28 protein-coding genes and 1 tRNA gene are annotated in these 22968 nt (G+C 62.4%); 17 read left to right on the forward strand and 12 right to left on the reverse strand.

Going from position 1 to position 22968, the window contains the following annotated elements; genetic code table 11:
- Positions 1 to 146: 146 nt before the first annotated feature.
- The 5 genes from gorA to PPA02S_RS13220 form a co-directional block, all read right to left on the reverse strand.
- The gene (gorA, locus tag PPA02S_RS13200) at positions 147 to 1502 is read right to left on the reverse strand and encodes a glutathione-disulfide reductase (protein ID WP_028633387.1); all 1356 of its coding nucleotides are present in this window, start codon (positions 1500 to 1502) and stop codon (positions 147 to 149) included.
- A 91-nt stretch (positions 1503 to 1593) separates the two neighbouring features.
- On the reverse strand, positions 1594 to 2433 hold the full coding sequence (galU, locus tag PPA02S_RS13205; RefSeq protein ID WP_028633388.1) for a UTP--glucose-1-phosphate uridylyltransferase GalU: 840 nt from the start codon (positions 2431 to 2433) through the stop codon (positions 1594 to 1596).
- Positions 2434 to 2653: 220 nt separating this feature from the next.
- The gene (locus tag PPA02S_RS13210; protein ID WP_028633389.1) at positions 2654 to 3568 is read right to left on the reverse strand and encodes a c-type cytochrome; all 915 of its coding nucleotides are present in this window, start codon (positions 3566 to 3568) and stop codon (positions 2654 to 2656) included.
- The gene (locus PPA02S_RS13215; protein WP_028633390.1) at positions 3565 to 4215 is read right to left on the reverse strand and encodes a c-type cytochrome; all 651 of its coding nucleotides are present in this window, start codon (positions 4213 to 4215) and stop codon (positions 3565 to 3567) included. The genes PPA02S_RS13210 and PPA02S_RS13215 overlap by 4 nt, the downstream gene beginning before the upstream one ends.
- 77 nt (positions 4216 to 4292) lie before the next feature.
- Positions 4293 to 4658 carry a hypothetical protein gene (locus PPA02S_RS13220; RefSeq protein ID WP_028633391.1) on the reverse strand — a complete coding sequence of 122 codons (366 nt, stop codon included), beginning with the start codon at positions 4656 to 4658 and terminating at the stop codon, positions 4293 to 4295.
- Positions 4659 to 4817: 159 nt separating this feature from the next.
- Between PPA02S_RS13220 and PPA02S_RS13225 the strand changes: the two genes are divergently transcribed.
- The 8 genes from PPA02S_RS13225 (at position 4818) to csrA (ending at position 10669) form a co-directional block, all read left to right on the forward strand.
- Positions 4818 to 5120: a DUF1883 domain-containing protein gene (locus tag PPA02S_RS13225; protein WP_028633392.1), complete on the forward strand. Its 303-nt coding sequence runs from the start codon at positions 4818 to 4820 to the stop codon at positions 5118 to 5120.
- A gap of 7 nt (positions 5121 to 5127) precedes the next feature.
- Positions 5128 to 5298 (forward strand): hypothetical protein, encoded by a 171-nt coding sequence (locus PPA02S_RS23200; protein ID WP_169338813.1) that lies wholly within the window; start codon positions 5128 to 5130, stop codon positions 5296 to 5298.
- 44 nt (positions 5299 to 5342) lie between these two features.
- The gene (locus tag PPA02S_RS13230; protein ID WP_028633393.1) at positions 5343 to 6419 is read left to right on the forward strand and encodes an NAD(P)H-dependent flavin oxidoreductase; all 1077 of its coding nucleotides are present in this window, start codon (positions 5343 to 5345) and stop codon (positions 6417 to 6419) included.
- A gap of 85 nt (positions 6420 to 6504) precedes the next feature.
- Entirely contained in the window at positions 6505 to 7260 is a 756-nt protein-coding gene (modA, locus tag PPA02S_RS13235) for a molybdate ABC transporter substrate-binding protein (RefSeq protein ID WP_028633394.1), read from the forward strand.
- Positions 7260 to 7940, forward strand: a complete 681-nt coding sequence (gene modB / locus PPA02S_RS13240) for a molybdate ABC transporter permease subunit (RefSeq protein ID WP_028633395.1) — start codon at positions 7260 to 7262, stop codon at positions 7938 to 7940. The genes modA and modB overlap by 1 nt, the downstream gene beginning before the upstream one ends.
- Position 7941: 1 nt before the next feature.
- Positions 7942 to 9033: a molybdenum ABC transporter ATP-binding protein gene (gene modC / locus PPA02S_RS13245; RefSeq protein WP_028633396.1), complete on the forward strand. Its 1092-nt coding sequence runs from the start codon at positions 7942 to 7944 to the stop codon at positions 9031 to 9033.
- A gap of 70 nt (positions 9034 to 9103) precedes the next feature.
- A complete protein-coding gene (locus PPA02S_RS13250; protein WP_028633397.1) occupies positions 9104 to 10126 on the forward strand; it encodes a DNA topoisomerase IB in 1023 nt (340 codons plus the stop codon).
- A 351-nt stretch (positions 10127 to 10477) separates the two neighbouring features.
- Entirely contained in the window at positions 10478 to 10669 is a 192-nt protein-coding gene (gene csrA / locus PPA02S_RS13255) for a carbon storage regulator CsrA (RefSeq protein ID WP_028633398.1), read from the forward strand.
- Positions 10670 to 10714: 45 nt separating this feature from the next.
- On the opposite strand, the gene PPA02S_RS13260 is transcribed toward csrA, so the two are convergent.
- The 3 genes from PPA02S_RS13260 to PPA02S_RS13270 are packed head-to-tail and all read right to left on the reverse strand — an operon-like array spanning position 10715 to position 13690.
- Positions 10715 to 11068, reverse strand: coding sequence for a response regulator (locus tag PPA02S_RS13260; RefSeq protein ID WP_028633399.1), 354 nt, complete (start codon positions 11066 to 11068; stop codon positions 10715 to 10717).
- Between the two features lie 10 nt (positions 11069 to 11078).
- Positions 11079 to 12524 (reverse strand): ATPase domain-containing protein, encoded by a 1446-nt coding sequence (locus PPA02S_RS13265; protein ID WP_028633400.1) that lies wholly within the window; start codon positions 12522 to 12524, stop codon positions 11079 to 11081.
- 5 nt (positions 12525 to 12529) lie between these two features.
- A complete protein-coding gene (locus tag PPA02S_RS13270; protein ID WP_033727999.1) occupies positions 12530 to 13690 on the reverse strand; it encodes a two-component system sensor histidine kinase NtrB in 1161 nt (386 codons plus the stop codon).
- 294 nt (positions 13691 to 13984) lie between these two features.
- Between PPA02S_RS13270 and PPA02S_RS13275 the strand changes: the two genes are divergently transcribed.
- Positions 13985 to 14069: transfer RNA gene (locus tag PPA02S_RS13275), tRNA-Leu, on the forward strand.
- A 104-nt stretch (positions 14070 to 14173) separates the two neighbouring features.
- Complete coding sequence (locus tag PPA02S_RS13280; protein WP_028633401.1) at positions 14174 to 14587, forward strand: DoxX family protein; 414 nt, start codon at positions 14174 to 14176, stop codon at positions 14585 to 14587.
- Between the two features lies 1 nt (position 14588).
- Here PPA02S_RS13280 and PPA02S_RS13285 read toward each other — a convergent pair whose 3' ends face one another.
- A complete protein-coding gene (locus PPA02S_RS13285) occupies positions 14589 to 14780 on the reverse strand; it encodes a hypothetical protein (RefSeq protein WP_028633402.1) in 192 nt (63 codons plus the stop codon).
- Positions 14781 to 15210: 430 nt separating this feature from the next.
- Between PPA02S_RS13285 and adhP the strand changes: the two genes are divergently transcribed.
- A complete protein-coding gene (adhP, locus tag PPA02S_RS13290; protein ID WP_028633403.1) occupies positions 15211 to 16221 on the forward strand; it encodes an alcohol dehydrogenase AdhP in 1011 nt (336 codons plus the stop codon).
- Positions 16222 to 16249: 28 nt separating this feature from the next.
- On the opposite strand, the gene PPA02S_RS13295 is transcribed toward adhP, so the two are convergent.
- On the reverse strand, positions 16250 to 16468 hold the full coding sequence (locus tag PPA02S_RS13295) for a hypothetical protein (RefSeq protein WP_028633404.1): 219 nt from the start codon (positions 16466 to 16468) through the stop codon (positions 16250 to 16252).
- 346 nt (positions 16469 to 16814) lie between these two features.
- On the opposite strand from PPA02S_RS13295, the gene PPA02S_RS13300 reads away from it, so the two are divergent.
- Positions 16815 to 17495: an SOS response-associated peptidase family protein gene (locus PPA02S_RS13300; RefSeq protein WP_028633405.1), complete on the forward strand. Its 681-nt coding sequence runs from the start codon at positions 16815 to 16817 to the stop codon at positions 17493 to 17495.
- Between the two features lie 63 nt (positions 17496 to 17558).
- Here PPA02S_RS13300 and PPA02S_RS13305 read toward each other — a convergent pair whose 3' ends face one another.
- On the reverse strand, positions 17559 to 18356 hold the full coding sequence (locus PPA02S_RS13305; protein ID WP_028633406.1) for an SDR family NAD(P)-dependent oxidoreductase: 798 nt from the start codon (positions 18354 to 18356) through the stop codon (positions 17559 to 17561).
- A complete protein-coding gene (locus PPA02S_RS13310; RefSeq protein WP_245614695.1) occupies positions 18356 to 19084 on the reverse strand; it encodes an alpha/beta fold hydrolase in 729 nt (242 codons plus the stop codon). The genes PPA02S_RS13305 and PPA02S_RS13310 overlap by 1 nt, the downstream gene beginning before the upstream one ends.
- 251 nt (positions 19085 to 19335) lie before the next feature.
- On the opposite strand from PPA02S_RS13310, the gene PPA02S_RS13315 reads away from it, so the two are divergent.
- The 5 genes from PPA02S_RS13315 to hcnC all read left to right on the forward strand — a co-directional run bounded on the left by PPA02S_RS13315 (position 19336) and on the right by hcnC (position 22914).
- Positions 19336 to 19566, forward strand: coding sequence for a hypothetical protein (locus tag PPA02S_RS13315; protein ID WP_033728001.1), 231 nt, complete (start codon positions 19336 to 19338; stop codon positions 19564 to 19566).
- A gap of 25 nt (positions 19567 to 19591) precedes the next feature.
- Entirely contained in the window at positions 19592 to 19828 is a 237-nt protein-coding gene (locus PPA02S_RS13320) for a hypothetical protein (protein WP_028633408.1), read from the forward strand.
- Positions 19829 to 19977: 149 nt separating this feature from the next.
- On the forward strand, positions 19978 to 20283 hold the full coding sequence (locus PPA02S_RS13325) for a (2Fe-2S)-binding protein (protein ID WP_033728003.1): 306 nt from the start codon (positions 19978 to 19980) through the stop codon (positions 20281 to 20283).
- The gene (gene hcnB, locus PPA02S_RS13330) at positions 20280 to 21674 is read left to right on the forward strand and encodes a cyanide-forming glycine dehydrogenase subunit HcnB (protein ID WP_028633410.1); all 1395 of its coding nucleotides are present in this window, start codon (positions 20280 to 20282) and stop codon (positions 21672 to 21674) included. The genes PPA02S_RS13325 and hcnB overlap by 4 nt, the downstream gene beginning before the upstream one ends.
- 1 nt (position 21675) lies before the next feature.
- Positions 21676 to 22914 carry a cyanide-forming glycine dehydrogenase subunit HcnC gene (hcnC, locus tag PPA02S_RS13335; protein ID WP_028633411.1) on the forward strand — a complete coding sequence of 413 codons (1239 nt, stop codon included), beginning with the start codon at positions 21676 to 21678 and terminating at the stop codon, positions 22912 to 22914.
- Positions 22915 to 22968: the final 54 nt, after the last annotated feature.

Consider the following 22968-nt stretch of genomic DNA (forward strand, 5'->3'; position numbering starts at 1 on the left):
AAGGCTCATTGGCAAACATGATGTTGATGATTGGTTTTGGCTATGAAGGGAGTGGGGTTAGATCGATTGGTGAAGTTTTGGGGGGGCCGCTGGGCGGCCCCAATCGCGAGCTTTGCTCGCGCCTACGGGTTTTGTGGGGGGTTTGGTTAGCGGGTGATGGTGCGCAGGGTGACGAACTCTTCGGCGGCGGTTGGGTGCACGCCGATGGTTTCGTCGAACTGCTGCTTGGTGGCGCCGGCTTTCAACGCCACGCCCAGGCCCTGGATGATCTCGCCCGCGTCCGGGCCTACCATGTGGCAACCCAGCACCTTGTCGGTCTGGGCGTCCACCACCAGCTTCATCAGGGTCTTTTCCTGAATATCTGTGAGGGTCAGCTTCATGGCGCGGAAGCGGCTTTCATAGACGTTGACCTTGTGCCCGGCTTCCAGCGCCTGCTCCTCGGTCAACCCGACCGTCCCGATCGGGGGCTGGCTGAAGACCGCAGTGGGGATGTTCTGGTAATCCACCGGCCGGTACTGCTCGGGTTTGAACAGGCGCCGCGCCACGGCCATGCCCTCGGCCAGGGCCACAGGGGTGAGCTGTACGCGCCCGATCACATCACCAATGGCCAGGATCGACGGTGCGGTGGTCTGGTACTGGTCGTCCACGCGCACATAGCCGCGCTCGTCCAGCTCGACGCCGGTGTTTTCCAGGCCCAGGTTGTCCAGCATGGGGCGCCGGCCGGTGGCATAGAACACGCAGTCGGCCACCAGCTCGCGGCCATCCTTGAGCGTGGCTTTCAGGCTGCCGTCTTCAAGTTTGTCGATGCGCTGTATGTCGGCGTTGAACTGCAGGTCCAGGCCGCGCTTTTCCAGTTCTTCCTTGAGGTGGGTACGTACCGAACCATCGAAGCCACGCAGGAACAGGTCACCGCGATACAGCAGCGTGGTAGCGGCGCCAAGGCCCTGGAAAATACCGGCGAACTCAACGGCGATGTAGCCACCGCCCACCACCAGCACGCGGCGGGGCAGGTCTTTGAGGTAGAAGGCTTCGTTGGAGGTGATCGCCAGGTCCTTGCCAGGTATATCCGGCACTTGCGGCCAGCCACCGGTGGCGATGAGGATATGCTCGGCGGTATAGCGCTGGCCCTCTACTTCCAGTTCATGGGCGCCGGTGATGCGCGCATGGCCCTGCAGCAAGGTAACGCCGCTGTTGACCAGCAGGTTGCGGTAGATGCCGTTGAGGCGTTCGATTTCGCGGTTCTTGTTGGCAATCAGCGTGCCCCAGTCGAAGTGCCCTTCTTCCAGCGACCAGCCGTAACCGGCTGCCTGTTCCAGCTCATCGGCCACGTGCGCGCCGTACACCAGCAGCTTCTTGGGCACACACCCTACGTTGACGCAGGTGCCGCCCAGGTAGCGGCTCTCGGCCACGGCCACCTTGGCGCCGAAGCCTGCGGCAAAGCGCGCGGCACGCACCCCGCCCGAACCCGCACCAATCACGAACAGATCAAAATCGTAAGCCACGTTTACCCCCCAAAAAAAAGCTGCAAGCTTCAAGCCTCAAGCTGCAAGAAAAAGCAGCTCGGCTTGCAGCTTGCAGCTTGCGGCTTGACGCTTAGTAGGCCTTGCCGGTTTTGTAGTAGTTTTCGAAGCAGAAGTTGGTGGCGTCGATGTAGCCTTCGGCGCCGCCGCAGTCGAAACGCTGGCCCTTGAACTTGTAGGCGATTACACAACCGTTGCGTGCCTGGTGCAGCAGCGCGTCAGTGATCTGGATTTCGCCACCCTTGCCAGGTTCGGTGTTGGCAATGATGTCGAAGATGTCCGGGGTCAGGATGTAACGGCCGATGATGGCCAGGTTGGACGGGGCGTCCTCCGGGCTTGGCTTCTCGACCATGTTGGTGACGCGGAAGATATCGTCACGGATCATGTCGCCGGCGATCACACCGTACTTGTTGGTTTCCTGCGGGTCGACTTCCTGGATGGCAACGATCGAGCAGCGGAACTGGTTGTACAGCTTGACCATCTGGGTCAGTACGCCGTCACCTTCCGGGTTCACGCACAGGTCATCGGCCAGTACCACGGCGAACGGCTCGTCACCGATCAGCGGGCGGCCGGTGAGGATGGCGTGGCCCAGGCCTTTCATCTCGGTCTGACGGGTGTAGGAGAACGAGCACTCGTTCAGCAGGCGACGGATGCCTACCAGGTACTTCTCCTTGTCAGTGCCCTTGATCTGGTTTTCCAGCTCGTAGCTGATGTCGAAGTGGTCTTCCAGGGCGCGCTTGCCACGGCCGGTGACGATGGAGATTTCGCTAAGCCCTGCATCCAACGCTTCTTCGACGCCATACTGGATCAGTGGCTTGTTGACCACCGGCAGCATTTCCTTGGGCATGGCTTTGGTAGCAGGCAGGAAGCGGGTGCCGTAGCCAGCTGCCGGGAACAAGCATTTCTTGATCATAAACGTCCTTAAAAAGGCTAGGGCCTGTGGATTGGCGCAGTCTAATCAGGCGGCGGTCACCTTACAATGCCCCACCCGCGGCCACACATTGGGAAAATAGAGGGAACGCGGGCGGGATAGTTCAAAAGGGGCCCCAACTTTCATGTGCCCGGCAGCGCCCATTGGCGATGAAACAACCGGCCCCGCCCCTTAACGGCGGCAAGGCCGGTTGTTCAATCAGTCACCCCCCAGTGCCCTGCCCGATCAGTACACCGTCCACCTTCTGCCCGTACAGGTTGACGCCGTCGTTGGCGTGGAACTTCACACGGGTCTTCTCGATGGAGCCTTGCACCAGGCGCGGGTCCTGGGGCCGTTCATGGCGGTTGATCCATGCCGCCACGTCCCAGGCCTGCTGGTCGGTGAGGCTGCCGGGCTTGCCCAGCGGCATGTTGTACTTGATGAACGACGCTGCGGTGTTGATGCGGTGCATGCCGGCGCCCCAGTTGTAGGAGTCCTTGCCCCACAGCGGCGGCATCACGTACTCGCCAGCCACTTTTTGCCCTTCGCCCTGGTCACCGTGGCAAATCGCGCACTGCGCCTGGTACACCTGCTGGCCACGGGCGAAGTCGTAGCCACCCGTGGGTTGGGGCACCTCCGGGTAACCGCGCCCGGCCAGTTCCACCCCCGTGGGCGCCTGGGTCGACAGCCAGTACGAGTACACCGCCAAAGCGGTCATCTGCGGGCTGTCGGCCGCGGGCGGCCTGCCGTTCATGCTGAACTGGAAGCAGCCCTGTATGCGCTCGGCATAGGTGTTTACCTTGTTGTTTTTCTTGCGATAGGCCGGGTACATCGGGTACGCACCCCACAGCGGCGCCGAATGGGGCATGCGCCCCTGGTCCAGGTGGCAGTTGCTGCAGTTCATGCCGTTACCCACCGCATCGGGCATCAGGCGTCGGGTGTCGACGAACAGGGCATGCCCGTCGCGCACCATCTTGCCGAACGCATTGTCGGGCAGCTCGCCCTCGGCGGGCGGTACGAACTGCGGCGCGCGCTGGGCATCGGGCACGTTGAGCTGGGTCTGGTCTTCCATGGTGACGGGGCTGGCCTGGCTGGTGGCGGCGGCAAGCAGGAGCGTGGCGGGTATCAGCAGCTTCATGGGTTGACCTCCTGGCTGGCAGAACGGGCGAAGAACTCGGCCACGGCCTTGATCTCGTCAGCGGTCATGGCCTTGGCCACGCCTACCATCAGCTGGTTGGGGTCATTGCTGCGGCTGCCGTCGCGCCATGCGTCCAGTTGCGCCACCAGGTAACTGGCAGGCTGGCCGGTCAGTGGCGGGAAGTGCTCGCCGAGCCCTGCGCCACCCGGCCCGTGGCATTGCACGCACCCCGGGATCTGGCGGCTCCAGTCGCCGTACAGGGCCAGCCGTTCGGTTGGGTCATTGGCAATTTGCTGGCGCCGCAGGTGGCCGGCTGGTGCTTGAGGAAGGCTGGCCAGGTAGGTGCTGACTGCCTTGATTTCATCCTCGGTCAAGGCCTTGGCCACCGGCTCCATCACCGCCTGACGGCGGCTACCGGTGCGCCAGTCACGCAATTGCTTACCCAGGTAAGCGGCCGGCAACCCCGCCAGGCGCGGGAAGCCGGCTGCCGCCATGCCCCCGCCGTCTGCACCATGGCAGGCGATGCACGCCAGTGCGGCGGGGTCGGCACCGCCCTGGGTAAATACCTTCTGACCATCGGCCGCCTGGGCGGCCGGCCAACTCAGCGCCAGCAGGCTGCCGAGCACCGCGCGTTTGAAGGGTGTCATCGCGAATCTCCTTTTCTATTGTTATATGCTTAGACCTAAAACATATAAGCAAAAGGAGCGCGACCCGTTGCGCTAGATCAACTTCCTGAAATGCACTGGGTGGTTGCCTTGCGCACGTCACCTGGACGCAACGGGAAGTTGCTCAGGCGCTCGTGCAGCTTCACGCTGCTGCCATTGCCACTGCCCCGCTCACCAATATCCAGCACCGCGGCCGGGCCAGCGCCTGGCGAGAACTTTTGCGGCACGATCAGCCGCAGGCCATCACCCCGTTTTTCTTCCAGCAGCGGCCCGCGGGAATCCGCAAGCCCGGCCTTCACGCAATCGGCGAATTCGCGGGGTGTCTTGCCCGAGATAACGTCCATCGTCTCGTGCGACTGTTCAATGTCCGACACGCTGGCACAACCTGCCAACGCCAGGGTCAGCGCTGCCACCATCCACTTCATCTGTTGCACCTCAACCATTACCAGCCCTGTTCGACCGTGCCCGGGCGCATTTGCTCCCTGCTTTGGCAGATTTATCCGCGCCCGTTGCGCGGGGCGGCGGCGTGCGTGCACATCGTGGTATCTTGCGCATTTGCAGAACCAGACTTTGCGGAGCCCCTCATGAAATTCGTACACCAGCGCGAGCACCTCAACGAGGACGACATCGTCGTCGTCGAGTGTTCCCAGCGCTGCAATATCCGCCTGATGAACGACGCCAACTTCCGCAGTTTCAAGAACGGCGGCCGTCACACCTACCACGGCGGGCATTTCGACAAGTTTCCAGCCAAGATCACCGTGCCCAGCACCGGCTTCTGGAACATCACCCTCGACACGGTGACCACGCGCCCGATCTCGGTCACGCGCAAGCCCAGCCTGACCCACAAGATCAAGATCATCCGCCGTTCATCGTCGAAACTCAGCTAAGGCCACCATGACCCAGACCATCAAGTACGTGATCAAATACAAACTCGACGGCCAGCGCCGCTGGGATTTCGCATTGATGCAGGATGATTCGCAGGCTCAGGCCTTGGACGCCCTGCGCAAGATCCATGGCGAGGACGCCGACAAGATCAGCGACATCCAGGTCAGCAAGGCCCTCTGACAACCGCTGCCGTCCCCCGCCTGTTGCACCACAAGGAGCATTGCATGAGCCGTTGGCCCGATCGCCGTATCCTCGATTTGCTGGGCATCGAAGTGCCCATCTTGCAGGCGCCGATGGCGGGGGCGACAGGTTCGGCCATGGCGATCGCCGTGGCTGAGGCAGGCGGGCTGGGGGCTTTGCCGTGTGCCATGCTCACTGGCGAGCAGGTACGGCAAGAAGTGGCCACTTTTCGCCACGCCTGCCCGGGCCGCCCGTTGAACCTCAACTTCTTCTGCCACACCCCACCCGCCCCGGATGCCGCAGCAGATCAACGCTGGAAGCAGGCGCTCGAACCGTACTACCGGGAGCTGGGCGCTGACTTCGATGCGCCAACGCCGGTGTCCAACCGTGAACCGTTTGACGAGCAGAGCTGCCAGCTGGTGGAGCAGGTACGCCCAGAGGTGGTCAGCTTCCACTTCGGCCTGCCCTCTGCCGCCTACCTGCAGAGGGTCAAAGCCACGGGTGCCAAGGTGCTGTCCAGCGCGACCACCGTTGAAGAGGCTGTGTGGCTGCAGGGCCACGGTTGCGATGCCATCATTGCCATGGGCGCCGAAGCGGGTGGCCACCGGGGCATGTTCCTGAGCGAGGACATCACCACCCAGATCGGTACCTTCGCGCTGGTGCCGCAGGTGGTTGATGCGGTCGGCCTGCCGGTGATCGCCGCAGGCGGCATTGCCGACCACCGCGGCCTGGTGGCGGCGCTGGCGCTGGGTGCGTGTGCGGTACAAATCGGCACTGCCTACCTGTTCAGCCCCGAAGCCAAGGTGTCGCCAGCACATCGCCAGGCGCTGGACACCGCCCCGGCCAGCGATACGGCAATGACCAACCTGTTCACGGGCCGCCCGGCACGCGGCATCAACAACCGCATCATGCGCGAGCTGGGGCCCATGAGCGCATTGGCACCCCGCTTCCCGCTGGCTGGCGGCGCATTGATGCCCTTGCGGGCAATCACCGACCCGCAGGGCGACAGCGCTTTCAGCAACCTCTGGGCCGGCCAGGCATTGCGGCTGGGCCGGCACGAAGCGGCCGCTGTGCTGACGCGTGAAATCGCCGCACGCGCCTTGGCGGTGGTGGGCGTTTAAACAGCGCTTTATCTACCCTCTTCCCGCTTCATGGCCTATCGCTATATAGTTGAGGTTATAACGATAACCCCAAGGAGCTGTATCGATGCGTATTCGCCCGTCTCACCTGGTCACTGCACTGGCCGGCCTGTTCGCCCTCAACGCTGCCTGGGCAGACGAAGTTCAGGTTGCAGTTGCAGCCAACTTCACCGCCCCCATTCAGGCCATTGCTCAGGACTTCGAAAAAGACACCGGCCACAAGCTGGTAGCCGCCTACGGCGCCACCGGGCAGTTCTACGCACAAATCAAGAACGGCGCGCCATTCGAAGTGTTCCTGTCGGCTGACGACAGCACCCCGGCCAAGCTCGAAGAAGAAAAAGCCATCGTGCCAGGCTCGCGCTTCACCTATGCCATTGGCACCCTGGCCCTGTGGTCTGCGCAGCCTGGGTACGTCGACGCAAAAGGCGACGTGCTGCAGAAAAACCAGTTCAAGCACCTGTCCATTGCCAACCCGAAAACCGCCCCCTACGGCCTCGCCGCCACTCAGGTATTGGCGAAGCTGAACCTGACCGAGGCCACCAAGCCTAAACTGGTGGAAGGTCAGAACATCACCCAGGCGTTCCAGTTTGTCTCCACCGGCAATGCCGAACTGGGCTTCGTGGCCCTGTCGCAAATCTACAAGGACGGCAAGGTACAAAACGGCTCGGCCTGGATCGTTCCGGCGTCGATGCACGACCCTATCCGCCAGGACGCGGTGATTCTGGAAAAGGGCAAGGACAACCCAGCCGCCAAGGCGCTGGTGGATTACCTCAAAGGCCCCAAGGCCGCGGCGGTGATCAAGTCTTACGGTTATGAAATCTGATGCCACTGGACGCCAGTGACCTGGGTGCAATCTGGCTGACCTTGAAACTGGCCAGCCTGACCACCCTGATTCTGCTGGTGGTTGGCACGCCGATCGCCTGGTGGCTGGCCCGCACGCGGTCATGGTTGCGCGGGCCCGTGGGCGCGGTGGTGGCGTTGCCACTGGTGCTGCCCCCTACGGTCATCGGCTTCTACCTGCTCATCGCACTGGGCCCCCACGGCTGGCTTGGCCAGGCCACGGCAGCACTGGGCCTGGGCAGCGTGGTGTTCAGCTTCAGCGGCCTGGTCATCGGCTCGGTGATCTATTCCATGCCGTTCGTGGTGCAGCCCCTGCAGAATGCCTTCGGCGCCATTGGCCAGCGCCCGCTGGAAGTGGCCGCCACACTGCGGGCCAGCCCGTGGGACACATTCGTGCATGTGGTGCTGCCACTGGCGCGCCCAGGCTTCGTCACGGCCAGCATCCTCGGCTTTGCCCATACCGTGGGGGAGTTTGGCGTGGTGCTGATGATTGGCGGCAACATTCCCGACAAGACGCGCGTGGTCTCGGTGCAGATCTTCGATCACGTCGAAGGCATGGCCTACGCACAAGCCCACTGGCTGGCTGGCGCCATGCTGGTGTTCTCTTTCCTGGTGCTGCTCCTGCTGTATGCCGGGCGACGCGGCAAGGCTGGCTGGAGCTGACATGACCCAAGCGATTGTGGCGCGCCTGAAACTGGCACGCGACGACTTTACCCTGGACGTAAACCTGCACCTGCCCGGGCGCGGTATCAGCGCGTTGTTCGGCCACTCCGGCTCGGGCAAGACCAGTTGCCTGCGCTGCCTTGCCGGGCTTGAACGCGCTACCAGCGCATACGTGGAGGTGAATGGCGAAGTCTGGGAAGACAGCGCCCGGGGCCAATTCGTGGCACCGCACCTGCGGCCAGTGGGTTATGTGTTCCAGGAAGCCAGCCTATTCCCACACCTTAGCGTACGCGGCAACCTGGAGTTTGGCTGGCGCCGCGTCGCACCTGCGCAGCGCAAGGTCAGCCTTGAACAGGCCAGCGCGCTGCTGGGCATAGGCCACCTGCTGGCGCGCCGGCCGGCGACCTTGTCCGGCGGCGAAGCGCAGCGGGTAGGTATCGCCCGCGCCCTGCTCAGCAGCCCAAGGCTGCTGCTGATGGACGAGCCGCTGGCTGCGCTCGACGGGCCACGCAAGCGCGAAATCCTGCCATACCTGGAGCGCCTGCACGACGAACTGGACATCCCGTTGGTATATGTCAGCCATGCCCAGGACGAAGTGGCGCGCCTGGCAGACCACCTGGTGCTGCTGGAACAAGGCCAGGCGGTTGCCAGTGGCCCCATCGGCGAAACCCTCGCCCGCCTTGACCTGTCGCTGGCCCAGAGCGAAGACGCAGGCGTGGTGTTCGAAGGGCTGGTGGTTGGCCATGACCCGCAGTACGACTTGCTCGACCTGCGCCTGCCTGGCAGCAGCGGCCCATTGCTGCGCTTCGCGCACCCGGCCCACGTAATGGGCAGCACCCTGAGGGTGAAAGTGCAGGCCCGGGACGTCAGCCTGGCGCTGGATGCCGACAGTGCGTCCAGCATCCTGAACCGCGTGCGGGTACGGGTGTGCGAAACCCGCCCTGCCGACAACCCGGCGCATGTGCTGGTCAGCCTGGACGCCGGAGGTAATGCCCTGCTGGCTCGCGTTACCCGCTACTCGGCGCACCAGCTCGGCCTGCACCCCGGCCAGTTGCTGTTCGCGCAGATCAAGTCGGTGGCGCTGCTGGGCTGAGCATTTGAATGGAGCAACGGCCAAGCGGCTGATGTCCATTGATCAGTGACCTGATCGAGGCCTGCCGCCCATGCTTGACTGCCCGCTTCCCGCATCCCTGCACTACGTAGACGACAGCCAGCCTGGCCTGACCCGCCGCCGCTGGCGGGACCGCTTCATCTACCAGGACGCTGACGGCGAGCGCGTGCGCGACCCCGAGGTCCTCGCGCGCATCGCGGCCCTCGTCATACCGCCCGCGTATACCGATGTGTGGATATGCGCCGACCCGCAGGGCCACCTGCAAGCCACTGGCCGCGATGCCCGGGGCCGCAAGCAGTACCGCTACCATGCGCAATGGCGCGAAACCCGGGACCAGCACAAGTACGGGCGCATGCTCGCCTTTGCCCAGGTGCTGCCTAAACTGCGGGCACAACTGGAAACCCACCTGGCCCGCCCGGGGCTGGACCGGGAAAAGGTGATGGCGTTGGTCGTGAGCCTGCTGGACCACACCTTGATCCGTATCGGCAACCAGCGCTACATGCGCGACAACCGCTCCTACGGCCTGACCACCCTACGCAACCGCCACGTGGAGGTGAAAGGCAGCACCATTCGTTTTCAGTTCCGCGGCAAGCGCGGTGTGGAACACGACGTCACCCTGCGCGACCGGCGCCTGGCCAACCTGCTCAAACGGTGCATGGAGCTGCCGGGCCAGGCGTTGTTCCAGTACCTGGATGACGAAGGCCAACGGCACAGCATTGGCTCAAGCGACGTGAACCAGTTTCTGCAAACGCTCACCGGAGCCGACTTTACCGCCAAGGACTACCGCACCTGGGCAGGCAGCAGCCTGGCCCTTGACCTGCTCAAGCCGCTTGCCTGGGAGCCGGAAACCGAGGCCAAGCGCCAGGTGGCGTCGATCGTGCGCGAGGTGGCAGCGCGCCTGGGCAATACACCGGCCGTTTGCCGGCGCTGTTATATTCACCCGGCCGTGCTTGAGCATTATGCACTCGGGCGACTGGCTGCGCTGCCCAAAAACCGGGTACGCAAGGGGCTGGACCCGGAAGAGGTTGCCCTGCTGCTGTTTTTGCAGGCGCTGGAGGAACAGCAGGCGGGGTGAGGCTGTGTTGAGCGCCGCTTGCGCGGCGCATCGCGAGCTCTGCTCGCTCCTACAGTTGCCCGGCGTTATTAGCCCGCGCCGCCGGGGTTGAACATTAACCCCGTCTATCCCCATCATCATGCAAAGAAATTTCCCATTGGCCAGCAACCCCCCTATTCTTGCCACCGAGCACCTTGGCCGACAGACCCGCAGGGGTTTGCCTCGGCGCCTGCCTCCTGAACACGCGACAGTTTTTGTCTCCCCAGGGGAATTACTAGCCGCCGAAAGCGTCTTTAATGAGAAGGAAGAGGGACACGCTCCCACCGCCAGGGCACTGGCTCAGCGGACTTTTTTATCACCAAGGAGAACTACATGCTGATACTCACCCGCAAGGTTGGCGAGAGCATCGTCATCAACGATGACATCAAAGTCACCATTTTGGGCGTGAAGGGGATGCAGGTGAGGATAGGCATCGATGCCCCCAAAGATGTCCAGGTTCACCGCGAAGAGATCTTCAAGCGCATCCAGGCCGGCAGCCCAGCCCCGGAAAAGCACGAAGACTAACGTCCAAGGCACACGCCAGGCAGCATGGATGCGCCTGCTTGCCGATCAGTTGCCCAGCAGGTCGCGAACCGTCGCGATCATGCGGTCCATGTCGAAAGGCTTGTCAAAAACGGCTGCGAACAAATCAGGGCAACCCTGGTTGGCCTGGGCACCGCTCATGAGAATGATCGGCAGCGTGCGCCACGCCGGGTCCTTGCGCAGTGCACGGGCCAGTTCCTCCCCATTGAGCAGCGGCATCATGTAATCGGTAATGATCAGCTGCACCGGTGCATCCTTCAACGCTGCAAGCGCCTTGACCCCGTTGCTGGCCTTTCTCACCTGAAAACCTTCATCCTCCAGGGCATAGCCCAGAATCTCGGCGATCAAGTATTCGTCATCAACGATGAGGATGGTTTTCATGGGCTGGCCATCATCCGCTGGGGTTCGCCACAGCCGTGCCCGAAAGCATGCCGCTGGCCCCTTCGAAGGCCTTGTGCAGGCTTATGCCCCGCGTGCCTATTATCAGCTCGTGTGGGGACGTATGGTGCTGCCCATCGCGCACCTTGAGTATGGAGAGCATGCGCCGCAGGCTTGAGTCGAGTTCCACGAAGCGCATCAGCATGAGGTTGTCGACAATGCTGGAAAGGTCGGGCGCCGGGGCGCTGATTTCTGCCCCGAAAATATCGCGCATCTCCCACGTGAGCATCACACTCACATCGCGGGCCCTGAGCTCGCCGGTCAATGCCCGGAAAAACGCGTTGAGGCGGGCGGGCTCCATGGCAAGCCGGCTAAAAGCACCCAGGCTGTCGATCACCACCCGCTTGGCGCCCATGGCATCCACCTGCTCGATCAGGCGTGCGCCCAATTGGTCCAGCAGGCCTTCAGTAGTAGGCTGCCAGCACAACTGCAGGCTACCCTCCTGCTCCATCGAACGAAAATCGAAGCCCAATGAGGCCGCCTTGTTGCGCAGACGTTCTGGCGGTTCGTAGAAACCGAAATGCAACCCTGGCACCTGCTTTGTGCTGGCACTGAGAAATGCCAGGCCCAGCGAAGTCTTGCCAATGCCGGAGGGGCCCATCAACAGGGTCACAGATGCGGCTGCCAGGCCGCCATCAAGCATGTCGTCCAGGCTGGGCACACCACTGCTGACCCGCCCTGGAGTACAACTGCCGTGCTGGCTGGGGTGGCTGAACAGCGACTCAAGCCGTGGGAATACCCGCATGCCAGTGCGATCGATCAGGCACTCGTGGCGCCCGGACAAGGCAGCGCTGCCGCGCGTCTTGCGCAGTTGAATGCTGCGCACGGCGCGGCTACCCACCATGTGCTCGCCCAGTTCGATCACACCGTCGACCATGGTGTGCTCCGGGCTGCCCTCTTCCATCCGCGCGCTGGTCAGCAAAAGCACCGTACAGCCTGCGAAAGCGGCATGGCCCTGGAGGGCGGACACGAACTTCTTGGTGTCGAGTGCACTTTCGGCACGTGCGCGGGCGTTGAGCACCCCGTCCACAACCAATAGCGTGGCCTTTTGCCGGGCAATCTCCTGACGCAGCAGCCGCACCACCGCGTCCAGCCCTTCCTGCTCCAGGGTATCGAACGCACTGACGAACTGAATCTGGTCACCTACCAGCGCCGGGTCGAAGAAATCCAGCGTGCCCAGGTACTGGAACAGCCGTTCGTGAGACTCGCTGAGCAAGGTGGCTACCAGCACCCGCCCGCCGCTGCGTACGTGGCCGCAGGCCAGCTGGTTGGCCAGAATGGTTTTGCCCGCACCCGGTGGCCCCTGAACGATGTAGGCCGCGCCGGCCACCAGCCCGCCCCTGAGCAGTGCATCAAGCCCTTCGATCCCCGTCACCAGCCGCTTGAGTTCGTGTGTCATGCTCGCTACCTGTGCGCAAGGCTGTGTGTATGGCCATGAGAGATTGGCAGATAAAGCTGCATGCACGTGCCCTCCCCGGCCACGCTGTGCACGCTGATGGCCCCGCCGCTCTGCCTGGCGAAGCCATACACCTGGCTAAGGCCCAACCCAGTACCTTTGCCGAACGCCTTGGTGGTGAAAAACGGCTCGAAGATGCGCGGCAGTACGTCCGCCGCGATGCCCTCACCGCTGTCCTGAACCTGGAAGCAGACAAAACGGCCGTGCAGGCCCTCCACTTCCCCCGACAAGCCCACTACCCCAACCGTCAAGCCGATGCGCCCCGGCCCTGCAATGGCGTCCCGCGCATTGAACAGCAGGTTGAGCAGTACCATCTGCAACTGCCCGGCATCCACCTCAATGAGCGGCAGGTCGGGTTGTACCTGCACCTCAAGCCGAATTGCATCAGGCAGCGCATGCTCCAGCAGGCCGCGGGTGGCATCCAGCAAGCTGCTGGGGTCGATGCTGGCCACATCGAGTGTGCGATGGCGCGCAAAGCTGAGCAACTGGCGGGTCAGGTCGGTACCACGCTGCCCGGCCTCCAGGATGTTCTGCAACATGCGCCTGGAGCGCTCCGGGTCGTCCGAAGTCAGCGCCATGCGCGCAGAGCTGATGATGATGGTCAGCAGGTTGTTGAAGTCGTGGGCCAGGCCGCCCGTCAACTGGCCGAGCGCTTCGAGCTTCTGCGCCTCGAACAATTGTGCCCGAACGTTATCGAGCTGCAGTGCAGCCTCGCGACGGTCTGTTACATCCCGGGTGACCTTGGCCAGGCCCACAACCTGCCCTTCGTCGTCACGGATCACATCCAGGGCCGCCAGCGCCCAGAACTGCGTACCGTCCTTGCGCACCCGCCAGCCCTCATCCTGCGCCCGGCCGCTTTCCAATGCCTGGCGCAGCAACTGCTCGGGCCGGCCGTCAGCGCAATCCTGCGGGGGGAAGAAGATCGAAAAATGCCGGCCAACCACCTCGTCGGCGGTGTAGCCCTTGATGCGCTCGGCGCCCGCGTTCCACGACACCACATGGCCAGCAGGGTCGAGCATGTAGATGGCGTAATCCACCACTGACTGAACCAGCTGTTCATATCGCGAGGCGGGTATCACCGGGGTAACCGGGCAATCGGCTGAAACCATGAGAACTCCACTGGCACAGCGGGAGGGACAAAATGAAAAATCGGGCGTCGCCCTGGACGACATGCCAAGCGCTGAAGCCTGGCCCCGCAACACCTGGCCCTACTGTTTGGATCCAGTGATCGGGCTACAGTGGGCCATCGACAACCGCCTGTCAATTCTCCATTTGACCGAACGCTCCTGTGTTGAGCATAGGTGCTAGAGTTGACTCAACTATAACGATGGGTTATAAAGCGCGCTTGATTGCAAAGCCCTTCTGCCAGGAAGCGAGCTGGTCACTGCGACCCTTTCAAGCGTGCGAGTGTGGTGGAATTGGTATACACAGCAGACTTAAAATCTGTCGGCGTGAGCCTTGCGGGTTCGAGTCCCGCCACTCGCACCACTCACTATTAAAAAGGCGCCTCAACGGGCGCCTTTTTGCTGGGCGCAGCAATGTTTCGCGCACCTGCTACAGTGGTTTTTGTCCCTGCCCACTGGAAGCTCGCCATGCGCTATTCGATGCTTGAAGGTCAACGCGACCTCGTCCTGCTGCTCGCCCGCGTTTTGCTCATGACCCTTTTCGTGTTTTCCGGCTGGGCCAAACTGACGGGTTTTGACGGCACAGTCAGCTACATGGCTTCGCTGGGGGCTCCGGCCCCTACCCTGGCAGCAGGCATTGCCGTCTGCATGGAGTTCGCGGTTGGCATCCTGTTGATTCTGGGCTTCTATACCCGGCCGCTGGCGTTGCTGTTCGCGCTGTTCGTATTGGGCACTGCACTGCTGGGCCACCCGTTCTGGACGATGATCGAGCCTGCACGCAGCGCCAACATGACCCAGTTCCTGAAAAACCTCGCCATCATGGGCGGCCTGTTATCACTGGCTGTCAGCGGCCCTGGGCGGTTCTCCGTAGACGGGCGTTGAGTCAGTCGTCGTCACAATCATCAAACCAGGCCGGGTGATCGCGCTCGTCAGCGTCCAGGTCATCCGCAGCTTGCGCATCCAGTTCGTCCTCAGCGCCTTGGGCATCGGCCTCCGGCTCATAGCCCTCATAGAGAAACTCGTGGTCGAGTAGGTGATCGTGCTCAGGTTCGTGCAGGTCATCGTCGTCGCGCATGGGGGCTCCTGGGTAGATGGGCACGCCTATATAGGCTGATGCTGCTGACGGGTCAAATATACAGCGCTTAATGCAGGCTTAACCCGCCACTTGCACCCTGTGCGTGTTCCCTTCAAGCGCATCTTGCCCGCCCACTGTGGCGGGCTCTTTTATGCCTGCGACCCTGCTGGCGCACACGCCCAAATCAATTGCTGGCCTGAACGCTCTCATCACCTGCCGTTCACGAAATACTGACATCTGCATTGGCATTCTGACCCTGCTCCGTACGTTCTTGCAGCCCGCCGCCTCCTTGCCGCGGGCTTTTCTTTGCGCGCGATTTACCAGCCGCCCTCATACGCTTCCATGACCTGTAGCAGTTTTACCGCCGCACACAGGGGCTATGCTTAGCCGGCTGTTATGCAAGCCAAACCGGATAAACACGGAGGTTCATATGAAAGCTGCTGTTGTTGCACCAGGCCGTCGCGTGGAAGTCGTGGAGAAAACCCTGCGCCCGCTCGAGCACGGCGAAGCGTTGCTGAAGATGCAGTGCTGTGGCGTGTGCCACACCGACCTGCACGTGAAAAATGGCGACTTCGGTGACAAGACCGGCGTAGTGCTGGGTCACGAAGGCATCGGCGTGGTTCAGGAAGTGGGCCCGGGCGTGACCTCGCTCAAACCGGGTGACCGCGCCAGTGTGGCCTGGTTCTACCAAGGCTGTGGCCACTGCGAGTACTGCACCAGCGGTAATGAAACCCTGTGCCGCGATGTGAAGAACGCTGGCTACACCGTGGACGGCGGCATGGCTGAAGCCTGCATCGTGCAGGCCGACTACTCGGTCAAGGTGCCAGACGGGCTGGATTCTGGCGCTGCCAGCAGCATTACCTGCGCCGGCGTTACCACCTACAAGGCCGTGAAAACCTCCAACATTCGCCCCGGCCAATGGATCGCCATCTACGGCCTCGGTGGGCTGGGCAACCTGGCCCTGCAGTACGCGAAGAACGTGTTCAACGCCAAGGTGATCGCCATCGACGTGAACCCGGAGCAACTGCGCTTCGCCAGCGAAATGGGCGCAGACCTGGTGATCAACCCGCTTGAAGAAGACGCCGCCAAGGTCATCCAGGCCAAAACCGGTGGCGCTCACGCTGCGGTTGTAACCGCTGTAGCCAAGGCTGCATTCAACTCAGCCGTAGACGCCCTGCGCGCAGGCGGGCGGTTGGTGGCGGTGGGCTTGCCTACAGAGTCCATGAACCTGAATATTCCACGCTTGGTACTGGACGGCATCCAGGTAATCGGTTCGCTGGTCGGTACGCGTCAGGACTTGGAAGAAGCTTTCCAGTTTGCTGCAGAAGGCAAGGTCGTACCGAAGGTCACCCTGCGACCGGTAGAAGACATCAATCAGATTTTCGAAGAAATGATCGAAGGGAAGATAAAAGGCCGCATGGTCATCCAGTTCAATGAGTAACTCATAGAACGCCGGCGCGGCAGAGCGCTCACGGCGTACAACGGCCGTCGCGAGCGACTACCAAGCGGTTCATTCTGGGGCGACTGTCGGCTTTCCACGACAGTTGTTCCAGTTGCTCCGATTCACAGCTATCAGCTTGTTCATCGGCGGCAACCTTTACCTCGACACTCTCACCGCGACGCTCACGCGCATCCGCTGTTGCCTTCAGCATCTTGTTCAACGATTCAACCATACTGGAATAATCCATAGCCTGCCTCCATTGCCGCAGTGATTCACCTGAAGAGCCTGACCTGAGCGAGCCAACCTTCAGAAACTGGCAACGCAAAACACGACAACTGGCGAACCCTTTCAATAGTGACCCGCTCTGCTGCGCGAGGTTCAGCCAAAAACACCGACAGGTAGTATCAGCCTAGCAGTCACGCAGGGCGGGCGCATACGGCAAACCCCCTTCTCTGCCACGTTGCGCAAACCCGCCCGTCGGTATCGCTGCACGGCCGCTGGCCTTTACTGCGCACACAGAACAAACTGTATATACATACAGATCAAATACCCTGCATGGCTGGCGCGCCAGCAGCAGCGATGGGAGGTAAACCATGTGCGGGCGCTATTCCCTCTACCAGAGCATGGACTTCTACCTGCGCCAGCTGGCCCTGGACCTGGTGGTCATCAACGGCTATGACGAAGCGCCGATTAACCGCTACAACGTAGCGCCGCGCAGCCAGGCGGCGCTTATACGTGAAGCGCCAGGTGGCTTGTGTGTGGGCAAGGTGCCGTGGGGTTGGGCGCCAACTTGGGCCACTGGCAAGGGCCCGGGGCCCATCAATGCACGGGCCGAAACGGTTACGCAATCGCCTTTCTTCAAAGCGCTGTGGCCCAATGGGCGCGCCTTGGCGCCGGCAAATGGCTGGTTCGAGTGGGTCAGCGACCCTGGCGCGTTGAAAGGCAAGCAGCCCTACCATATACAGGCGGCCAACGGGGAGGCGCTGTTCTTCGCCGCCCTGGCAGATGCGAGGCCTAAACAGGGTGGTGGTTTCGTGGTGCTTACTACGGCTGCAGATGGAGGACTTGCGGCTATTCACGCCCGCAAGCCGCTGGTGCTTACACCAGCCCTGGCCAGGGAATGGCTGGATCCGCGCACGACGGTGCAACGGGCAGAGGCCATCGTGCACAGCGCCGGCCGCCCAGCCTCAGCTTTTACCTGGCACAAGGTGGATGCAAGTGTGGGTAACGTGCGCTGCGAAGGCGCCCAGTTGATCGAGCCTCTTTGCGGATGAGGCGTTGAAACTTTGCCATGGCAGGCGCAGCGGGCCGCATTGCAGCCCGCTGCATGGCACTGGTCAGTTCTGAACGCTCTGTACCGACCCGCCATCAACCCGCAGGTTGCTGCCATTGATGAAGGACGCCCGCTCGGATACCAGCAAGGCGATGGCTGCCGCTACCTCCTCTGGCTGGCCACGCCGCTGTTGCACGATGCCCGGGCGTTCTTCTTCCAGGAAGCTCTTCACCGCCTCGTCGAAGCTGACGCCCTTTTCCTCGGCACGCTTTTTCATCATGCCGTCGGTCATGCCTGTCTCGATGAAGGCCGGGGATACGGTATTGCACAGCACACCGTGGGCTGCTTCCTTGTACGACAGGTTCTTGATGAAAGCTGCCAGCGCGGCCTTGGCCACGTTGTACACGGCCTCTTCCCAATACGGCTGCACCGCGTTTTCCGAGGTGATGCACACCAGGCGCCCCCAACCCCGTTTGCGCATGGCCGGTATGGCTGCCCGGGCGATGCGCACAGCGCTGAAGAAGTCAGTGTCCCAGGCTTCCTGGTAGTCGGCATCCGCCAGCTCGAGCGGATCGCCTTTGGCACCGGTTACCCCGGCGGTATGCACGACGATATCCACCTGGCCAAAGTGGGCTTCTGCTTGGCGCACAAGCCCGTCGACTTCCCCTTGGTCAGTCATGTCTGCAGCAATCAGCAGGGGCTCGCCCTGCAGGTCAGATGCAGCCTTTTTCAGCTTGTCCGGGTCCATGTCCGTCAATACCAGCTTTACACCCTCACCCGCCAACAGGTGTGCGGTAGCCAGGCCTATCCCGCCAGCGGCGCCGCTGATGAGAGCTACACGGTTACTCAAGCCTAAGTCCATCAACGTTCTCCTTCAGGGGTAGATGCAGCGATACGTTCAGCAAATTTGAGCATGGGGTGGGCCAACGCCTGCGGGGTTTGCAGGGGCATCAGGTGACCTGCGCCGGGGAGCGTGAGCAGCAGGTGGTCCGGGAAATGCGACAAGGTGGTGCGCTGCTGCTCGTCTGGGCCGGGGACCTGTACGTCATCACTGCCGCATATCAGCAGCGCAGGGTAAGGCAAGGTGCCGATGCGGTATTGCCAGTCCTCGCGGCTGCCGTGGTCAACCCAGGCGCGCCAGGCTTCCAGGTTTACCGACTGGGCATCGGCAATCGCGACTTCGCGCAGGGCTTCGGGCAAACGGTGGAAACTGGATTCATCAACAAACGCCTCTGCCTCTTCCCTGGAGGCGCCGTAGGTACGCTGCCGGTCACGGTCGCTGTCGCTCATCGGTTGTGGCCCGGGTGGCGATGGCGCAACCAGCACCAGCCCTTGCAGGTAGGCCGGCCGGCGCGAAGCCAGCACCACGGCTACCTTGCCGGTCATGGAATGGCCTACAAGAATGCAACGCTGCAGCCCGAGTTCACGAATGCTGAGGTCTACATGGTCCGCCATCTGCTCGACCGTATAACCCGTAACGTCGCGCGCATCGCCGTAGCCCGGCGTATTCAGCGCCACACAGGTGTGTTCGCGGTCAAGAAACGGCAGTGTGGGGCCCCACGTGCGGTGGGACCCACCCAAAAAATGCATCAACACAAACGTGATGGGGCCTTGACCTTGCTGGCTGTGTGGGAGCATCGAAATATTGCCTCAAGATATTTCTCAATTGAGGCGGCGGTACTTTGAAGAGTTCAGAAATTCAGGTGCGAGGTACGATTCCCCTCACGTCCGTCGGGTAAAAGAACCAACCGGACTGTCTTGGGCTCTAATTAATTGTGAGAGCTCATACCAGGTGTCCACCTGGGTGTGGGCGGTACTTGGTCTGGCGAGGAGCACACAGCATGACAGAAGAAGAAGCCAAAGATGTTGTAGAGCGCATCGAGTACGAACTCGGCCACCATGCCCGCGTGGCCACGCGTATCGAAATCCATGACCTGGGTTTGTGGGCTCGCCTGGAAAAAGCCAGCGGTGCACATTACGGCGTCGGGCTGACCGGTACTACGCTGTTCGAGAAACCTGTAGTGCTTGGCCCCAAGTGTGACGCGTCCTACACCATCCTGTACCTGCCCTGAGTTCGGCTGTTATCAGGAGCCTTTCATGACCATTCGCAGCCTTGCGAAAAACCTGCCCAAAGATCCTTTCAAAGAAGGCTGGGTGTTTGGGTGGGGCGTATTGCGTGATCGCCATCCGTGGCATTTGGTGGATGTGTACGCCGACCACGCGACCGCAACCGTGGAGGCCCGCCGACGCGGTGCGGATTATGTTGTGGAGTACGGATCACACCGGTTAGGTTCCGATGAGTTCGTTTGTGGCATCAGCCTTCCCGAAGGCTGATGCTGACCTCGCAAGCGGCTTGACCGGCGGTCACCTCATGTTTTTACCTACAATGGAATCCAACTGATTCACCGCTCCAGGTCAATTTTTCCTGCAACTATCTTCCGTACTCTGTGCCACCCCATGCACACGGATTGCAGGAGTACTTCATGGAACGAACCCTCGATATCCAGCCGCTTGCGGCTGACCCCATCACCCTCCATATCAACGGATCACCCGTCAACGCAGCCCCAGGCGAGACGGTGCTCAGCGTGCTCAACGCCGTGGGCTTGCGCCAGCTGGCGCGCAACGACCACGGCCAGGTCAGTGGCGCGTTCTGCGGCATGGGTGTATGCCATTGCTGCCTGGTGGCCATCGACGGCCGCGCCAAGCGTCGCGCCTGCCAGACTGTGGTACGCCCGGGCATGCGTGTCGAAACCCTGGTCAACCCAATCTGCAGCGAGGTGCCGGCATGAGCATGCGCCCAGTAATTGTCGGCGGTGGCTCGGCCGGTATGGCTGCCGCCATCGAGCTGGCCAACGAGGGGGTGGGCAGTGTGCTCATCGACGAAGCGTCGCGCCCCGGCGGCGTGGTGTTTCGCGGGCCATTGAGAGGCGGTGTAGACGTGGGTTACCTGGGCGCACGCTACAGCAAGGCCCTGGGCAAGCTGCACGCAGACTTCGCCACCTGTGCCAGGCACATCGACCTGCGCCTCAACAGCCGCGTGGTAGGCGCCGACAACCAGAGCCTGATGATGCTCGACGAGCAGGAGCAACTGCAGCCGGTGGGCTATGAACAACTGGTACTGGCGGCAGGCTGCCACGAACGCAATGTGCCATTCCCGGGCTGGACTTTGCCCGGGGTGATGCTGCTGGGCGGGTTGCAGTTGCAGATCAAGAGCAACGTAGTGAAGCCGCTGGGCCGTACCTTGATTGCCGGTACCGGCCCGTTGCTGCCACTGGTTGCCTGCCAACTGCATGCAGCCGGCGCCAAAGTAACAGGTGTATTTGAGGCCTGTGCCTTCTCCCGCATTGCCCGGGAGACCCTGGCGCTGATGAACAAGCCGCAGCTGTTTCTCGATGGCCTGAGCATGCTGGGCTATCTCAAATTGCATGGCATCCCCATGCACTACGGCTGGGGCGTGGTGGCGGCGCGTGGTGAGGGGGAGTTGAGCGAGGTCAGCGTTGCGCCCTACGACCAGGCCTGGCAGGCCGACCTGAAACGGGTGCAGCGCGAGTCGGTGCAAACCCTGGCGGTGGGTTATGGTTTCATTCCGCGCACCCAGCTAAGCCAGCAGTTGGGGCTGGCCCATGGCTACAGCGCAGACGGCTACCTGCGTGCTGAATGCAACGCGTGGCAGCAGAGCAACGTGCCGCACATTCACCTGGCCGGCGACATGGCTGGCATCCGCGGGGGTGAGGCAGCGATGCTGACCGGTCGTATAGCGGCGGTGTCTATTCTGCACCAGCGCGGCGTGCTCAACGCCGAGCAGGCCATCGAGCGGCGCGAGCGTTACCTGGGGCAACTGGCGGGCATTGGCCGCTTTCGCTCCGGGGTGGAACGCTACACCGCACGGGGCCCCGCGCAAGTCGAGTTGCCACAGGCCGACACGGTGATCTGCCGCTGCGAACAGGTCACCCGGGAGGCCATCGACCTCGCCCTGCAGCAGGGCGTGCAGGACATGGCCGGGCTGAAAATGCGCACCCGGGTCAGCATGGGCGACTGCCAGGGGCGCATGTGCGTGGGCTATTGCAGCGACCGCCTACGCGCCGCCACCGGCCGTGCCGACGTGGGTTGGCTAAGGCCGAGGTTCCCGGTGGACCCCGTCCCGTTTTCCGCATTCAAGCACTTGGGCACGGAGGCCTGACATGAACAAGACCTACGACATCGTAATCGCCGGCGCCGGGGTAATTGGCGCTTCGTGTGCGTACCAGCTGTCAAAGCGCGGCAACCTGCGCATTGCGCTGATCGACGACAAGCGCCCTGGCAACGCCACCCGCGCCTCGGCCGGGGGGCTGTGGGCCATCGGCGAATCGGTGGGCCTGGGGTGCGGGGTAATCTTCTTTCGCATGCTCTCGTCCCAGGCCAAGCGCCAGGCCCATGGCGCGGCAGTGGCGGTGGATTCGAGCACACCGCACATCCTGCCCCAGTGTTTTTTCGAGCTGGCCTTACAGTCCAATGCGCTATACCCCCAGTTGCACCAGGAACTGATCGAACGCCATGGCATGGACTTCAAGTTCGAGCGCACTGGGCTCAAGTACGTGATCCAGGACGATGAGGACCAGCTGTACGCCGAGCACATCGTGCGGCACATCCCGCACCTGCAGGCGCAGGTGCGCTGGCTGGACCGCAAGGCCTTGCGCGAAACGGAGCCCGCCGTCACCGACCAGGCCAATGGCGCCCTGGAGTTTCTCTGCGACCACCAGGTGAGCCCTTATCGCCTGGGCGATGCGTATATGGAAGCGGCGCGGCAGAACGGCGTCGACCTGTACCTCAACACCCCGGTCACAGGCGTGTTGCACCAAGGTGGGCGGGTCAAGGGCGTGCGTACGGCGCAGGCGGGGGATTTCCATTGCAACACCCTGATCAACGCAGCCGGTGCCTGGGCCGCTGAGCTGAGTGAATGGGCCACAGGGCTGTCCATCCCGGTGAAGCCGGTGAAAGGCCAGATCGTGTTGACCGAGCGCCTACCCAAGCTGCTGAACGGCTGCATCACCACCAGCGATTGCTACATGGCACAGAAGGATAACGGCGAAATCCTGATAGGCAGCACCACCGAGGAAAAGGGCTATGACGTCACCACTACATTCCCAGAGATCAGCAGCCTGGTGCAGGGTGCGACCCGTTGCGTGCCGGCATTGGCCGACGTCAACCTGAAGCGTACCTGGGCCGGCCTGCGGCCGGGCTCGCCAGATGAACTGCCGATCCTGGGCCCCGTAGATGACATGCCGGGGTACTTTAATGCCTGCGGGCATTTCCGCACCGGCATCCTGACCTCGGCCATCACAGGGGTCATGCTGGACAAAGTGATCCACGACGAAGCCCTGCCGCTGGATATCACGCCGTTTCTGGCGCGACGGTTCCACAAGGTGGCCACCCCGGCCTGAAACAGTGTGCCGGTCACGTCATGAACAGGATTGAAGGCGGGCTGAAATCGTTTC

This window comes from Pseudomonas parafulva NBRC 16636 = DSM 17004 (genome assembly GCF_000730645.1).
Classification (GTDB): domain Bacteria; phylum Pseudomonadota; class Gammaproteobacteria; order Pseudomonadales; family Pseudomonadaceae; genus Aquipseudomonas; species Aquipseudomonas parafulva.

What these genes read in the sequence shown, in the direction of transcription:
- galU (WP_028633388.1), bottom strand. Translation starts at nt 2,433, where the DNA reads ATGATCAAGAAATGCTTGTTCCCGGCAGCTGGCTACGGCACCCGCTTC.
- PPA02S_RS13210 (WP_028633389.1), bottom strand. Translation starts at nt 3,568, where the DNA reads ATGAAGCTGCTGATACCCGCCACGCTCCTGCTTGCCGCCGCCACCAGC.
- PPA02S_RS13215 (WP_028633390.1), bottom strand. Translation starts at nt 4,215, where the DNA reads ATGACACCCTTCAAACGCGCGGTGCTCGGCAGCCTGCTGGCGCTGAGT.
- PPA02S_RS13220 (WP_028633391.1), bottom strand. Translation starts at nt 4,658, where the DNA reads ATGAAGTGGATGGTGGCAGCGCTGACCCTGGCGTTGGCAGGTTGTGCC.
- PPA02S_RS13225 (WP_028633392.1), top strand. Translation starts at nt 4,818, where the DNA reads ATGAAATTCGTACACCAGCGCGAGCACCTCAACGAGGACGACATCGTC.
- PPA02S_RS23200 (WP_169338813.1), top strand. Translation starts at nt 5,128, where the DNA reads ATGACCCAGACCATCAAGTACGTGATCAAATACAAACTCGACGGCCAG.
- PPA02S_RS13230 (WP_028633393.1), top strand. Translation starts at nt 5,343, where the DNA reads ATGAGCCGTTGGCCCGATCGCCGTATCCTCGATTTGCTGGGCATCGAA.
- modA (WP_028633394.1), top strand. Translation starts at nt 6,505, where the DNA reads ATGCGTATTCGCCCGTCTCACCTGGTCACTGCACTGGCCGGCCTGTTC.
- modB (WP_028633395.1), top strand. Translation starts at nt 7,260, where the DNA reads ATGCCACTGGACGCCAGTGACCTGGGTGCAATCTGGCTGACCTTGAAA.
- modC (WP_028633396.1), top strand. Translation starts at nt 7,942, where the DNA reads ATGACCCAAGCGATTGTGGCGCGCCTGAAACTGGCACGCGACGACTTT.
- PPA02S_RS13250 (WP_028633397.1), top strand. Translation starts at nt 9,104, where the DNA reads ATGCTTGACTGCCCGCTTCCCGCATCCCTGCACTACGTAGACGACAGC.
- csrA (WP_028633398.1), top strand. Translation starts at nt 10,478, where the DNA reads ATGCTGATACTCACCCGCAAGGTTGGCGAGAGCATCGTCATCAACGAT.
- PPA02S_RS13260 (WP_028633399.1), bottom strand. Translation starts at nt 11,068, where the DNA reads ATGAAAACCATCCTCATCGTTGATGACGAATACTTGATCGCCGAGATT.
- PPA02S_RS13265 (WP_028633400.1), bottom strand. Translation starts at nt 12,524, where the DNA reads ATGACACACGAACTCAAGCGGCTGGTGACGGGGATCGAAGGGCTTGAT.
- PPA02S_RS13270 (WP_033727999.1), bottom strand. Translation starts at nt 13,690, where the DNA reads ATGGTTTCAGCCGATTGCCCGGTTACCCCGGTGATACCCGCCTCGCGA.
- PPA02S_RS13280 (WP_028633401.1), top strand. Translation starts at nt 14,174, where the DNA reads ATGCGCTATTCGATGCTTGAAGGTCAACGCGACCTCGTCCTGCTGCTC.
- PPA02S_RS13285 (WP_028633402.1), bottom strand. Translation starts at nt 14,780, where the DNA reads ATGCGCGACGACGATGACCTGCACGAACCTGAGCACGATCACCTACTC.
- adhP (WP_028633403.1), top strand. Translation starts at nt 15,211, where the DNA reads ATGAAAGCTGCTGTTGTTGCACCAGGCCGTCGCGTGGAAGTCGTGGAG.
- PPA02S_RS13295 (WP_028633404.1), bottom strand. Translation starts at nt 16,468, where the DNA reads ATGGATTATTCCAGTATGGTTGAATCGTTGAACAAGATGCTGAAGGCA.
- PPA02S_RS13300 (WP_028633405.1), top strand. Translation starts at nt 16,815, where the DNA reads ATGTGCGGGCGCTATTCCCTCTACCAGAGCATGGACTTCTACCTGCGC.
- PPA02S_RS13305 (WP_028633406.1), bottom strand. Translation starts at nt 18,356, where the DNA reads ATGGACTTAGGCTTGAGTAACCGTGTAGCTCTCATCAGCGGCGCCGCT.
- PPA02S_RS13310 (WP_245614695.1), bottom strand. Translation starts at nt 19,084, where the DNA reads ATGCATTTTTTGGGTGGGTCCCACCGCACGTGGGGCCCCACACTGCCG.
- PPA02S_RS13315 (WP_033728001.1), top strand. Translation starts at nt 19,336, where the DNA reads ATGACAGAAGAAGAAGCCAAAGATGTTGTAGAGCGCATCGAGTACGAA.
- PPA02S_RS13320 (WP_028633408.1), top strand. Translation starts at nt 19,592, where the DNA reads ATGACCATTCGCAGCCTTGCGAAAAACCTGCCCAAAGATCCTTTCAAA.
- PPA02S_RS13325 (WP_033728003.1), top strand. Translation starts at nt 19,978, where the DNA reads ATGGAACGAACCCTCGATATCCAGCCGCTTGCGGCTGACCCCATCACC.
- hcnB (WP_028633410.1), top strand. Translation starts at nt 20,280, where the DNA reads ATGAGCATGCGCCCAGTAATTGTCGGCGGTGGCTCGGCCGGTATGGCT.
- hcnC (WP_028633411.1), top strand. Translation starts at nt 21,676, where the DNA reads ATGAACAAGACCTACGACATCGTAATCGCCGGCGCCGGGGTAATTGGC.